The 13,275-nt window shown below is 61.0% G+C and carries 10 protein-coding genes; all 10 read left to right on the forward strand.

From position 1 onward, the window contains the following. The first annotated feature begins 199 nt into the window (after window positions 1-199). The 10 genes from AC07N8_RS06965 to pdeM all read left to right on the forward strand — a co-directional run bounded on the left by AC07N8_RS06965 (window position 200) and on the right by pdeM (window position 13,232). Window positions 200-2,650, forward strand: coding sequence for a penicillin acylase family protein (locus tag AC07N8_RS06965; protein WP_493142558.1), 2,451 nt, complete (start codon window positions 200-202; stop codon window positions 2,648-2,650). Window positions 2,651-2,832: 182 nt separating this feature from the next. After that, window positions 2,833-3,867 (forward strand): ligase-associated DNA damage response exonuclease, encoded by a 1,035-nt coding sequence (locus tag AC07N8_RS06970; protein WP_493142556.1) that lies wholly within the window; start codon window positions 2,833-2,835, stop codon window positions 3,865-3,867. Further along, window positions 3,864-5,552 (forward strand): ATP-dependent DNA ligase, encoded by a 1,689-nt coding sequence (locus tag AC07N8_RS06975; protein WP_493142554.1) that lies wholly within the window; start codon window positions 3,864-3,866, stop codon window positions 5,550-5,552. The genes AC07N8_RS06970 and AC07N8_RS06975 overlap by 4 nt, the downstream gene beginning before the upstream one ends. Before the next feature lie 218 nt (window positions 5,553-5,770). Then, complete coding sequence (locus tag AC07N8_RS06980) at window positions 5,771-6,553, forward strand: transporter substrate-binding domain-containing protein (protein ID WP_483840510.1); 783 nt, start codon at window positions 5,771-5,773, stop codon at window positions 6,551-6,553. Window positions 6,554-6,610: 57 nt separating this feature from the next. After that, window positions 6,611-7,339: an ABC transporter permease gene (locus AC07N8_RS06985; protein WP_483840509.1), complete on the forward strand. Its 729-nt coding sequence runs from the start codon at window positions 6,611-6,613 to the stop codon at window positions 7,337-7,339. Further along, the gene (locus tag AC07N8_RS06990) at window positions 7,336-8,046 is read left to right on the forward strand and encodes an ABC transporter permease (RefSeq protein WP_493142551.1); all 711 of its coding nucleotides are present in this window, start codon (window positions 7,336-7,338) and stop codon (window positions 8,044-8,046) included. The genes AC07N8_RS06985 and AC07N8_RS06990 overlap by 4 nt, the downstream gene beginning before the upstream one ends. Window positions 8,047-8,070: 24 nt before the next feature. Beyond that, window positions 8,071-9,189 (forward strand): succinylglutamate desuccinylase/aspartoacylase family protein, encoded by a 1,119-nt coding sequence (locus AC07N8_RS06995; protein ID WP_493142549.1) that lies wholly within the window; start codon window positions 8,071-8,073, stop codon window positions 9,187-9,189. A gap of 13 nt (window positions 9,190-9,202) precedes the next feature. Continuing rightward, window positions 9,203-9,967 (forward strand): ABC transporter ATP-binding protein, encoded by a 765-nt coding sequence (locus tag AC07N8_RS07000; protein WP_493142548.1) that lies wholly within the window; start codon window positions 9,203-9,205, stop codon window positions 9,965-9,967. A gap of 122 nt (window positions 9,968-10,089) precedes the next feature. Next, a complete protein-coding gene (locus AC07N8_RS07005) occupies window positions 10,090-12,576 on the forward strand; it encodes a ligase-associated DNA damage response DEXH box helicase (protein ID WP_493142546.1) in 2,487 nt (828 codons plus the stop codon). Continuing rightward, window positions 12,576-13,232 (forward strand): ligase-associated DNA damage response endonuclease PdeM, encoded by a 657-nt coding sequence (pdeM, locus tag AC07N8_RS07010; protein ID WP_493142545.1) that lies wholly within the window; start codon window positions 12,576-12,578, stop codon window positions 13,230-13,232. The genes AC07N8_RS07005 and pdeM overlap by 1 nt, the downstream gene beginning before the upstream one ends. Window positions 13,233-13,275: the final 43 nt, after the last annotated feature.

Consider the following 13,275-nt stretch of genomic DNA (forward strand, 5'->3'; position numbering starts at 1 on the left):
TGTGGCGAGGGAGCTTCTGTGGCGAGGGGGCTTGCCCCCTCGCCACAGCAAGCTCCCTCGCCACAAGGGCCATCATTTCCTCTGAAGTTGTGGTTTATCAGACAAATCTTGAAATAACCCCGCCCGCCGCTTGCGCGCCCTCCTCCTGCTCACTAACGTAGCGCCTTTATTGCGCCTTTACCCCCGCAGGAGCTTTGCCATGGCCTCGCCAGCCCTTACACATTTTCTTCCCCGGTTCGGCGTTGCCGCAGCAGTGGCCGGTGTCTTGAGCCTGTCCGGTTGTCAGACCTGGGACGCTCAGGACACCGTCCCGCCGACCTCCGGTGTGCAGCCGCTCAAGGGCCTGGCGCAGAACGTTTCGGTGCGCCGCAATGCCATGGGCATGCCGTTGATCGAAAGCAACAGCTTCCACGACGCGTTGTTCGCCCTGGGTTACGTCCACGCCAGCGACCGCATCACGCAAATGGTCACCCTGCGGCTGCTGGCCGAAGGCCGTCTGGCGGAAATGTCCGGCGCCGACTTGCTGGACGCCGACCGCTACATGCGCGCGGTCAATCTGAAGAAAAGCGCCAGCGAGTTGTACAAAGCCTCTTCGCCGCGCCTCAAACGCTTCTTCGAAGTCTATGCGCGCGGTGTCAACGCCTACCTGTTCCGCTACCGCGACAAGCTGCCAGCGGACCTCGCGGCCACCGGTTACAAGCCTGAATACTGGAAACCGGAAGATTCTGCGCTGATCTTCTGCCTGCTGAACTTCAGCCAGTCGGCCAACCTGCCGGAAGAAATTTCCTCGTTGATGCTGGCCCAGACCGTCACCACCGACAAACTCGCCTGGCTGACGCCGTCCGCGCCCGATGAAAAACTGCCGCTGGGCGAAGCCGACAAGTTGCAAGGCATCAAGCTCAACGGCGCGATCCCCGGCCTGGCCGAAATCAGCAACGCCACGGGGCAGCTGTCCGACCTGAATCTGCTGGGCGCCACCTCATCGAATAACTGGGCGATCGGCCCGCAACGCAGCCGCACTGGCAAAAGCATTTTGGCCAGTGACAGCCATGGCCCATTGGGCGTGCCGTCGCTGTTCAGCTACGTGCAGATCCGCGCGCCGAAATATCAGGCGGCGGGCGTGACCATTGCCGGTTTGCCGATGGTGCTCGGTGGCTTCAACGGCAAAGTGGCCTGGAGCATGACCACGGTCATGGGCGACAACCAGGACCTGTTCCTGGAAAAAATCAAACGCCAGGGCAACGGCCTCACCTATGAAGTCGGCGGCAAATGGCAGCCCGCCGTGGTGCGCAACGAAACCTACTTCGTCAAAGGCCAGCGGCCGATTCGCGAAGTGGTGTACGAAACCCGTCACGGCCCGCTGCTCAACAGCGCCCAAGGCACCACGCTGGCCAACGGCTTCGGCCTTGCCCTGCAAATGCCGAGCTTCACCGACGACAAATCCCTGGACGCGTTTTTCGACCTGTCCCGGGCCCAGACCGTCGAGAAAGCCTCGGACGCCAGCCGCGAGATCCGCGCCATCGCCCTGAACCTGGTGTTCGCCGACGCCAGCAACATCGGCTGGCAAGTCACCGGCCGCTACCCGAACCGCCGCGAAGGCGAAGGCCTGCTGCCGTCGCCGGGCTGGGAAGGACGCTACGATTGGGACGGTTACGCCGACCCGATGCTGCACCCCTACGACCAGGACCCGGCCCAAGGCTGGCTCGGCACTGCCAACCAGCGTGTCATTCCCCATGGCTACGGCATGCAACTGTCCAATTCCTGGGCAGCGCCGGAACGTGGCGAACGCCTGGCCGAACTGGCGGGCGCCGGCAAACACGACACGCGCAGCGTGATCGCGATGCAATACGACCAGACCACCACCTTCGCCGCCAAGTTGAAGAAAATGTTTGAGGCCCCGGGCATGGCCCAGCCGCTCAAGCAGGCGATTGAAGCGCTGCCGGCTGCCGATCGCGGCAAGGCTCATGAGGCGTATACCCGCCTGATGGCGTTCGACGGCAAGCTCGGCACGACTTCCGCCGATGCAGCGATTTACGAGTTGTTCCTGCAGGAAAGCATGAAGCAAATCTTCCTCGACGAACTGGGTCCGGAAAGCAGCCCGACGTGGAAAGCCTTTGTCGCCAATGGCAAGTTGTCTTACGCGGCGCAGGCCGATCATTTGCTGGGACGCGAAGACAGCCCATTCTGGGATGACGCCCGCACACCGCAGAAAGAAGACAAATCAGCGATCCTCGCTCGCAGCCTCGCGGCAGCGATCAGCGCCGGCGACAGCCAGTTGGGTGGCGATCACAAAGCCTGGCAGTGGGGCAAACTGCACCGCTACGAATGGAAAAACGCCAATGGCCAGACCGTTCGTGGCCCGGTTGCGGCGGGTGGTGACCACACCACGCTGAACACGGCGGCGTTCGCCTGGGGCCAGGACTTCAACACCACGCTGGCGCCGGCCATGCGCTTCATCGTCGACTTCGGCCAGGCCGAGCCGCTGATGGGCCAGAACGGCACCGGTCAGTCGGGCAACCCTGCCAGCCCTAATTACCTGAACAGCATCGATCCTTGGCTCAAAGGGCAATACATGAGCCTGCCGATGCAACCGCAGAACTTTGACAAGGTGTATGGCAAGACTCAGTTGACCCTGACACCGGGCAAATAACCTGTGGGAGTGAGCCTGCTCGCGAAGAGGTCCTGTCCGCCAACATTTTAGGTGGCTGACACACCGCCTTCGCGAGCAGGCTCGCTCCCACATGGGAAAGTGATTGTTCTATCAAATCTCGATAGAACTTCTGGCTTCACGCCAACCTCATAGCTAACAAGTCCCTCCATTTTGGTAACGACATGGAACTTGTTATCGCGCGTCCTGAAGGTTTGTATTGCCCGGCCGGGGATTTCTACATCGACCCGTGGCGGCCGGTCGAGCGCGCGATCATTACCCACGCTCACAGCGACCATGCCCGCAGCGGCAATCGGCATTACCTGGCGGCGTCAGCCGGCGAAGGCATCCTGCGCGCTCGCCTCGGTGCCGACATCAACCTGCAAACCCTGCCTTACGGTCAGCCCCTCCAACATCATGGCGTCACCCTCAGTTTTCACCCCGCCGGTCATGTCCTCGGTTCGGCCCAGGTGCGTCTGGAATACGGCGGCGAGGTCTGGGTCGCCTCGGGGGATTACAAGACTGAAGCCGACGGCACGTGCGCGCCCTTCGAACCGGTGCGGTGCCACACCTTTATCACCGAATCGACCTTCGGCTTGCCGATCTATCGTTGGCAACCCCAGGCCGAGGTGTTTGCCGAGATCAATCAGTGGTGGCAGGCCAACGCCGCCGCCGACATTGCCAGCGTGCTGTTCTGCTATTCGTTCGGCAAAGCCCAGCGCATTCTCCACGGAATCGACGCCAGCCTTGGCCCCATTCTGGTGCATGGCGCCGTGGAGCCGCTCAACCAGGTGTATCGCCAGAGCGGCGTTTACCTGCCGCCCACGATCTATGCCGGCGACGTCAAAAAGAGCGACCCGATGATGCGCAAAGCCCTGATCATCGCCCCGCCGTCCGCAGGAGCCAGCACCTGGATGCGCCGTTTCGGCGAGTACAGCGACGGCTTTGCCAGCGGCTGGATGCGTTTGCGTGGCACCCGCCGCCGGCGCGGAGTCGACCGCGGCTTTGTCCTGTCCGACCATGCCGATTGGCCGGGCCTGCTCTGGGCGATCGAACAGACCGGCGCCGAGCGAGTCATGGTGACCCACGGTTCGGTCGGCGTGCTGGTACGCCATCTGCGTGAACAGGGACTGGATGCCCAAAGCTTCGACACCGAGTACGGCGATGACGATGAAGAAAACGCCGGGATCGAACCCGAGAAAGACAAGGTGCTGGCATGAAAGCATTCGCGCAGTTGTATGCCGAACTCGACGCCACCACGTCGAGCAATGCCAAACTGGCCGCGATGCAACACTACTTTGCCCAAGCCTCACCGCAAGACGCCGCCTGGGCGGTGTATTTTTTGTCCGGTGGGCGGCCTCGGCAATTGGTCCCTGTGCGAGTGCTGCGCGAGCTGGCCGAAGCGATTTCCGGGCTTGAACCCTGGCTGTTCGAAGAGAGTTATCAGGCGGTGGGTGATCTGGCGGAAACCATCTCGCTGGTGTTGCCCGAATCTCCGCACCGTTCCACCGACGGGTTGGCGGTATGGATTGAAGACAAGCTGTTGCCACTGCGCGGCGAGTCCCCCGAAGTGCTTGCCGAGCGCCTGCCCGAACTCTGGGCACAACTGGATCGCGCCAGCCTGATGCTGTGCATCAAACTGATCACCGGCAGCTTCCGCGTTGGCGTCTCCAAGTTGCTGGTGACCCGTGCGCTGGCGGCCATGGCCGGGCTCGACAGCAAACGCGTGGCTCAGCGCATGGTCGCGTACACCGACCTGTCGAATCGTCCAAAAGCGGCGAGTTACCTGAAACTGATCGCCGCCGAATCCGCGGGTGAACACGCTGAACGGGGCGGGCAGCCTTATCCTTTCTTTCTGGCCCATGCGCTGTCGCAACCGGTCGAGCAATTTGAAGCGTTACTTGGCCCCGCCAGCCAATGGCTGGTGGAATGGAAATGGGATGGCATCCGCGCCCAAGTGGTCAAGCGCGACGGGCGTTTGTGGATCTGGTCGCGAGGTGAAGAGTTGGTAACTGAGCGCTTCCCCGAGTTCGATCACCTGGTGCACGGCTTACCCGACGGCACCGTGATCGACGGCGAAATCGTCGCCTGGAAAAGCGCCCGCCCCGACACCGAAGATGCCTTCGATCCAGCCTCACCCGCCGCCCCCTCCGTGCAGCCATTCGCCTTGTTGCAGCAGCGCATCGGACGCAAAGTCCTCGGCAAGAAAATCCTCGATGAGGTGCCGGTCGTCCTGCTCGCTTACGACCTGCTGGAGTGGGCCGGTGAGGACTTGCGAAATCAACCGCAGGCCAAGCGTCGCACTCAATTGGAGCAGGTGATCGCCGCCTGCCACGACCCGGTGTTACTGCTCTCCCCGGTATTGACCGGCGAGGACTGGCACGACCTCGCCCGCCAACGGGAAGCCTCCCGCCGCCTGGGCGTTGAAGGCATGATGCTCAAGGCCCGGGATTCGCTGTACGGCGTGGGTCGGACCAAGGACATGGGCGTGTGGTGGAAATGGAAAGTCGACCCGTTCAGCGTCGATGCGGTGCTGATCTATGCCCAACGAGGCCACGGACGGCGGGCCAGTCTCTACAGCGATTACACCTTCGCGGTCTGGGACGGCCCGCCCGACGCCAGCGAACGCGCGCTGGTGCCCTTCGCCAAGGCCTATTCAGGCTTGACCGATGAAGAAATGCGCCAGGTCGACAGCATCGTGCGCAAAACCACGGTGGAGAAATTCGGCCCGGTGAGCAGTGTGAAACCCAGCCTGGTGTTTGAGCTGGGGTTCGAAGGCATTGCCTTGTCAAAACGCCACAAGAGCGGGATCGCCGTGCGTTTTCCCAGGATGCTGCGCTGGCGTCAGGACAAGTCAGTCGAAGAGGCTGACAATCTCGGTACTCTGCAAAACTTACTGGGCTAACCCGATCCCCTGCAGGAGTGAACCGAACCATCTTGGTGCAGCACTTCCACGGCGCCCGTTTTCGTGCACAATTCCCCCGCAGTCATTTCCTGTATGACCTTTTAAAACGCTCGTTCGGGACTCTGGTTCGGAAATTGCTACTTTCAATAGGTCTTACGCTTACCAGTAACAATAATTCTGCGCCACAAGCGCTCATATTGGTTCTTAGGGATTGAATAATGAAAAAAGCATTGCTGACCCTTTCTGCACTGGCGTTGTGCATGGCTGCTGGTTCCGCCATGGCAAAGGAATACAAGGAGCTGCGTTTTGGCGTTGACCCTTCCTACGCACCGTTCGAGTCGAAAGCGGCCGACGGTAGCCTGGTAGGCTTCGACATCGATCTGGGGAACGCGATCTGCGCCGAGCTGAAGGTCAAGTGCAAATGGGTCGAAAGCGATTTCGACGGCATGATTCCGGGCCTCAAGGCCAATAAATTCGACGGCGTGATCTCGTCGATGACCGTTACCGAAGCCCGCGAAAAAGTCATCGACTTCTCCAGCGAGCTGTTCTCCGGCCCAACCGCCTACGTGTCGAAGAAAGGTTCTGGCATCACCGCAGACGTCGCTTCGCTCAAGGGCAAAACCGTCGGCTACGAACAAGGCACCATCCAGGAAGCCTATGCCAAAGCCGTTCTGGACAAGGCTGGCGTGAAAACCCAGGCCTACGCCAACCAGGATCAGGTCTACGCCGACTTGACGTCCGGTCGTCTCGACGCGGGTATTCAGGACATGCTGCAAGCCGAACTGGGCTTCCTGAAGTCACCACAAGGCGCCGATTATGACGTCAGCAAGCCGCTCGACGACCATTTGCTGCCGGCCAAAACCGCCGTCGGCATTAAGAAAGGTAACACCGAGCTGAAGGCACTTTTGGATAAAGGTATCAAAGCGTTACACGATGATGGCACCTACGCCACCATTCAGAAGAAACACTTTGGCGATCTGAATCTGTACAGCGGCAAATAATGCCCGGCGCCCATCTCGCGATGGGCGCTTTTTTCATCCGATCAGGTTGCTGATTTTATGTTCGAAAACCTATTACAAAATCTGGGGCTCTCTGCCTTCAGCCTCAAGGGCTTCGGTCCGTTGCTGATGCAAGGCACCTGGATGACGATCAAGTTGTCGGCGTTGTCGCTATTGGTGGCCGTGTTGCTCGGGCTACTCGGCGCCAGTGCCAAGCTGTCAAAAGTCAAACTGATGCGCGTGCCTGCCCAGCTTTACACCACACTTATTCGCGGCGTTCCGGACCTGGTCCTGATGCTGCTGATTTTCTACAGCCTGCAAACCTGGCTGACATCGCTGACCGATTACATGGAATGGGAATACATCGAGATCGACCCGTTCAGCGCCGGGGTCATCACCCTGGGCTTCATCTATGGCGCGTACTTCACCGAGACCTTCCGTGGCGCGATTCTCGCTGTCCCGCGTGGTCAGGTAGAAGCCGCAACCGCGTATGGCCTCAAGCGTGGCCAGCGTTTCTGGATCGTGGTGTTCCCGCAAATGATGCGTTTCGCTCTGCCGGGGATCGGCAATAACTGGATGGTGATGCTCAAGGCCACTGCGCTGGTGTCGATCATCGGCCTCGCCGACCTGGTCAAAGCCGCTCAGGACGCCGGTAAAAGCACCTATCAACTGTTCTATTTCCTGGTGCTGGCCGCGGTGATTTACCTGCTGATCACCAGCGCCTCCAATTTCGTCCTGCGCAAGCTTGAACGCCGCTACGCCGCCGGCTCCCGGGAGGCCGTACGATGATCGAACTTCTGCAGGAATACTGGAAACCCTTCCTCTATAGCGACGGCAACAACATCACCGGTCTGGCCATGACGATGTGGCTGCTCAGCGCTTCGATCTTCTTCGGTTTCCTGGTGTCGATCCCGCTGTCCATCGCCCGGGTGTCGCCGCACTTCTACATCCGTTGGCCGGTGCAGTTCTATACCTACCTGTTTCGCGGGACGCCGCTGTATATCCAGCTGCTGATTTGCTACACCGGTATTTACAGCTTGGCGGCCATACGCGCTCAGCCGGTGCTGGATGCGTTCTTTCGCGATGCAATGAACTGCACCATTCTCGCCTTCGCCCTCAACACCTGCGCCTACACCACGGAGATTTTCGCCGGGGCGATTCGCAGCATGAACCACGGTGAAGTCGAAGCCGCCAAAGCCTACGGCCTGACCGGCTGGAAGCTGTATGCCTACGTGATCATGCCGTCGGCCCTGCGTCGCTCGCTGCCGTATTACAGCAACGAAGTGATTCTGATGCTGCACTCGACCACCGTGGCGTTCACCGCGACCATCCCGGACATCTTGAAAGTCGCTCGGGACGCCAACTCGGCGACCTTCCTGACCTTTCAATCGTTCGGCATTGCCGCGCTGATTTACCTGACCGTGACCTTCGCGCTGGTCGGCCTGTTCCGTCTCGCCGAACGCCGCTGGCTGGCCTTCCTCGGGCCGACCCACTAGGACCCGCTTTAGGGATAAAGAGACATGCGCCACCAGATTCATGACCTGCTGGCCCCGCTGCCGGGGACTGCACGACAGATTCACAGTTTTCATTACGGCCCCACGTCGGCCCAAGGCAAGATCTACATCCAGTCGTCCCTGCACGCCGACGAAATGCCCGGCATGCTCGTGGCCTGGCACCTCAAGCAACGCCTGGCGGAGCTTGAAGCCAGCGGCCGCCTGCGCAGCGAAATCGTGCTGGTCCCCGTGGCCAACCCGGTGGGCCTGGAGCAAGTGGTGATGGATGTGCCGCTGGGCCGTTACGAGCTCGAAAGCGGCCAGAACTTCAACCGCTGGTTCGTCGATGTCAGCGAAGCGGTCGGCAATGAGATCGAAGCCCGACTCGGTGACGATGCGCAGCGCAACCTCGAGCTGATCCGCGACAGCTTGCGCAACGCCCTCGCCCGGCAAACCGTCAGCACTCAACTGCAATCCCAACGCCTGACCCTGCAACGCCTCGCTTGCGACGCGGATATGGTGCTGGACCTGCATTGCGATTTCGAAGCCGTCGCGCACCTCTACACCACGCCCGAAGCCTGGCCGCAGGTCGAGCCGCTGGCGCGCTACATCGGTGCCGAGGCGAGTTTGCTGGCCACGGATTCCGGCGGCCAATCGTTCGATGAATGTTTCACCCTGCTCTGGTGGCAGTTGAAGGAGCGCTTCGGCGAACGCTTCGACATTCCGCTGGGCAGTTTCTCGGTGACCGTCGAATTGCGCGGCCAGGGTGACGTCAATCACCCGCTGGCCAGCCTCGATTGCCAGGCGTTGATCGATTACCTGATCCACTTCGGCGCCATCGCCGGCGAAGCGGCGCCACTGCCCGAGCTGCCCTACCCGGCCACGCCGCTGGCCGGCGTCGAACCGGTGGAAACTCCGGTCGGCGGGCTGCTGGTGTTCACCGCACTGCCGGGGGAATACCTCGAGGCCGGGCAACTGATCGCCGAAATCATTGACCCGATCAACGATCGCGTCACTCCTGTTCATTGCACCGCCGCCGGGTTGATGTACGCCCGCTCGCTACGGCGCATGGCCACTGCCGGCATGGTGATCGCGCATGTCGCGGGCGCCGAAGCCTATCGCAGTGGCTACCTACTTTCGCCTTGAGGATGTCTGCCCCATGTACAAACTGACCATCGAAGGCCTGCATAAAAGCTACGGCGATCATGAAGTCCTCAAAGGCGTTTCGCTCAAGGCCAACACCGGCGACGTGATCAGCCTCATCGGCGCCAGCGGCTCGGGTAAAAGTACCTTTCTGCGTTGCATCAACTTTCTCGAACAGCCCAACGACGGCGCGATGAGCCTGGACGGCCAGAACATCCGCATGATCAAGGATCGCCACGGCATGCACGTGGCCGATGCCGATGAACTGCAACGGATCCGCACCCGCCTGGCCATGGTGTTCCAGCACTTCAACCTGTGGAGCCACATGACTGTGCTGGAAAACATCACCATGGCTCCGCGCCGGGTGTTGGGTTGCAGCAAGGAAGAAGCCGAAGACCGCGCCCGCCGTTATCTGGACAAGGTTGGCCTGGCCGCCCGCGTCGCTGACCAGTACCCGGCGTTCCTGTCCGGTGGTCAGCAGCAACGTGTCGCGATTGCTCGCGCACTGGCGATGGAACCGGAAGTCATGCTGTTTGACGAACCGACCTCGGCGCTCGACCCGGAACTGGTGGGCGAAGTGCTGCGCGTGATCCAGGGCCTGGCTGAAGAAGGCCGGACCATGATCATGGTGACGCACGAAATGAGCTTCGCCCGCAAAGTCTCAAGCCAGGTGCTGTTCCTGCACCAGGGGCTGGTGGAAGAAGAAGGCGCGCCGGACGACGTACTGGGCAATCCGAAGAGCGAACGACTGAAGCAGTTCCTCAGCGGCAACCTCAAGTAACACCGCAAAACCTGTGGGAGCAAGCTCGCGCCCACAGGGGATTTACGATCTAACACGAAATTAAACTTGTCCCATTGCGCCGCGGTCACTGAAAGAAGACTTTCAGAGCGCACACCGCCGGCATGGGAACCTCCCCCGACTACGCAAAACTCTGGTTCACCGCCCGCGGATGGAAGCCGTTCGCCTTTCAGAAACAGGTGTGGACGGCGGTTAAACGCGGCGAGTCCGGATTGCTGCACGCCAGCACCGGCGCCGGCAAAACCTACGCAGTCTGGTTTGCTGCGCTCAATCGTTTTGCCTCGTCTCTCCCACCCGTTGAAACCCCACGCAAACGGAAACCGGTCGCCCAACCGCTGACCGTCCTGTGGATAACTCCCATGCGCGCACTGGCGGCCGACACCGCTCGCGCCCTGGAAACGCCACTGCTCGACTTACAGATTCCATGGAGCGTCGGCCTGCGCACCGGCGATACCAGCAGCAGCGAACGGGCACGACAGAGCCGGCGTCTGCCCACCACGCTGATCACCACGCCTGAAAGCCTGACCCTGATGCTCGCCCGCACCGATGCGCAAACGGCGCTGGCAACCCTGCGCATGGTGGTGATCGACGAATGGCACGAATTGCTGGGCAACAAGCGCGGCGTGCAATTGCAACTGGCCCTGGCCCGACTGCGCCGCTGGAATCCGGCCCTGATCGTGTGGGGTGTTTCCGCGACGTTGGGTAATCAGGCTCACGCTGAAGAGGTACTTATCCCACAAGGGGGCGGCATCAGCGTTCAGGGACAAACGTCCAAGGCGCTGCTCGTCGACACGCTGCTACCGCCCGCCATCGAGCGCTTTCCCTGGGCCGGGCATATCGGTTTGAAGATGTTGCCGCAGGTCGTCGTGGAGCTGGAATCCAGCCCCAGCAGCCTGGTGTTCACCAACACCCGTGCCCAATCCGAGATCTGGTATCAGGCGATACTGGAAGCTCGCCCCGATTGGGCCGGGCTGATCGCCTTGCATCACAGTTCACTGTCGCGCGATACCCGTGACTGGGTCGAGCGAGCACTCAAGGAAGGTCAACTCAAAGCGGTGGTTTGCACCTCGAGCCTGGACTTGGGTGTGGATTTCTTGCCGGTGGAGCGGGTGCTGCAAATCGGCTCGGCCAAAGGTGTGGCGCGGCTGATGCAGCGAGCCGGCCGTTCCGGGCATGCGCCCGGACGAACTTCACGGGTGACGCTGGTCCCGACGCACAGCCTGGAACTGATCGAAGCGGCTGCGGCGCAAGACGCCGTGGAGCAACGACGCATCGAGCCCCGCGAATCACCGCATAAACCACTGGATGTGCTGGTTCAGCACTTGGTCAGCATGGCGTTGGGCGGAGGGTTCCTGCCCGATGAGCTGTATGAAGAAGTACGCGGTGCCTGGGCGTATCGCGACCTCACCGTGGCGGATTGGAGCTGGGCGCTGGCATTCGTACGCCATGGCGGATTGTCTCTGACAGCCTATCCGGACTACCGCCGGGTTGAACCGGATGAACACGGCGTGTGGCGCGTACCCGATGCGCGACTGGCGCGGCGCCATCGCATGAGCATCGGCACCATTGTCAGCGATGCGAGCATCCAGCTGAAGTTCTGGAGCAAGGGCGGCGGCGGCAAGCAATTGGGCAGCGTCGAGGAAGGGTTTATCGCGCGATTGAAACCGGGCGACGGTTTTCTGTTTGCCGGGCGCCTGCTGGAATTGGTCCGGGTGGAAAACATGACCGCTTATGTCAAACGCAGTACCGCGAAAAAGGCTGCGGTGCCGCGCTGGAATGGCGGACGGATGCCGCTTTCCAATGAGCTGGCGCAAGCGGTGGTCGAGCGTTTCAGTGCGGCGTCGCAGGGTGAATTTTCCGGCCCGGAAATGCGCGCATTGCTGCCTCTCTTGGAGGTGCAGCAACGCTGGTCCGGTTTGCCGACCTCGACGACGTTGCTGGCCGAAGCGCTCAAGTCTCGCGAAGGCTGGCATCTGTTCCTGTATCCCTTTGCCGGACGCCAGGTGCATCTGGGGCTGGCGAGTGTGTTGGCGTGGCGCGTGAGTCAGCAGCAGGCGGTCACGTTTTCCATCGCGGTGAATGATTATGGGCTGGAGTTGCTCAGCGCCACGCCTGTGGACTGGCCGCAAGTTCTGAGTCCCGCGCTGTTGAGCCCCGAACACCTGTTGGAAGACGTGCTCGCCAGTCTGAACGCTGGAGAACTGGCGCTTCGCCGTTTTCGGGAAATCGCGCGGATCGCCGGGCTGGTGTTTGCCGGTTATCCGGGCGCGCCGAAAAGCACACGTCAGGTTCAGGCGTCGAGTGGGTTGTTCTTTGAAGTGTTTAAACAGTACGACGCCGGGAATCTGTTGCTGGCGCAGGCCGGGGAAGAAGTCCTACGGGAAGAACTGGATATTCAGCGTCTGGAACAGACGCTGAAACGTATCAACCGTCTGCAATTGGACCTGCATCAGCTCAAACGTCCTACACCGCTGGGGTTTCCGCTGTTGGTGGAACGCATGCGCGAAAGCATGAGCTCGGAAAAACTCGCAGACCGTATCCGGCGCATGGTCACCGACCTCGAGAAAACCGCCGAAACCGGGAAAAGCTGATGAGCACGCCCTATCCCGTACGACTGGCCGGTGAAGACCTGTGGCTGCTGCCGGAAAAAGCCCTCTACTGGCCGTCGCAACAAGCCCTGCTGATTGCCGATGTGCATTTTGGAAAAGCAGCGGCGTATCGAAGCCTTGGTCAGCCGGTGCCGCACGGCACGACAGCCAGCAATATTGCAGTGCTGGACGGGTTGCTGGCGGCCCTTCCCTGTCGGCAGCTGATTTTTCTCGGTGATTTTCTTCACGGCCCCGGCTCTCATGCAGTGGCCACGTTGGGCGCACTGGCCGCATGGCGGGCGCGGCATGCTGATTTGCCGATGACGCTGATTCGCGGCAACCACGACAAGCGAGCTGGCGATCCACCTGCCTCGCTGAACATCCGGGTAGTGCCTGAGCCGTTGCTACTGGGGCCATTCGCCTTGCAGCATGAACCCGACCCTCATCCCGATCGCCACGTGCTTGCCGGACACGTCCATCCCGTTTATCGATTAAGAGGCAGGGGGCGGCAAAGTTTGCGACTGGCGTGTTTCAGGCTGGGAGAAACCATCAGCCTGCTTCCGGCCTTCGGTGCGTTTACCGGCGGGTATCAGGTCGAGCGGGACGACAGTTGCAGGATCTTTGTGATCGGCGACAACGAAATATGGCCAGTCAGCTGAAGTCTTCAAGGACATCAGCTGACTGGCCATTCATTTTCAACAG

The organism is Pseudomonas sp. GW821-FHT10C09 (genome assembly GCF_059415465.1).

Coding starts and splice junctions, on each gene's coding strand:
- AC07N8_RS07000 (WP_493142548.1), top strand. CDS start 9,203: ATGTACAAACTGACCATCGAAGGCCTGCATAAAAGCTACGGCGATCAT.
- AC07N8_RS06995 (WP_493142549.1), top strand. CDS start 8,071: ATGCGCCACCAGATTCATGACCTGCTGGCCCCGCTGCCGGGGACTGCA.
- AC07N8_RS06990 (WP_493142551.1), top strand. CDS start 7,336: ATGATCGAACTTCTGCAGGAATACTGGAAACCCTTCCTCTATAGCGAC.
- AC07N8_RS06985 (WP_483840509.1), top strand. CDS start 6,611: ATGTTCGAAAACCTATTACAAAATCTGGGGCTCTCTGCCTTCAGCCTC.
- AC07N8_RS06980 (WP_483840510.1), top strand. CDS start 5,771: ATGAAAAAAGCATTGCTGACCCTTTCTGCACTGGCGTTGTGCATGGCT.
- pdeM (WP_493142545.1), top strand. CDS start 12,576: ATGAGCACGCCCTATCCCGTACGACTGGCCGGTGAAGACCTGTGGCTG.
- AC07N8_RS06965 (WP_493142558.1), top strand. CDS start 200: ATGGCCTCGCCAGCCCTTACACATTTTCTTCCCCGGTTCGGCGTTGCC.
- AC07N8_RS06970 (WP_493142556.1), top strand. CDS start 2,833: ATGGAACTTGTTATCGCGCGTCCTGAAGGTTTGTATTGCCCGGCCGGG.
- AC07N8_RS06975 (WP_493142554.1), top strand. CDS start 3,864: ATGAAAGCATTCGCGCAGTTGTATGCCGAACTCGACGCCACCACGTCG.
- AC07N8_RS07005 (WP_493142546.1), top strand. CDS start 10,090: ATGGGAACCTCCCCCGACTACGCAAAACTCTGGTTCACCGCCCGCGGA.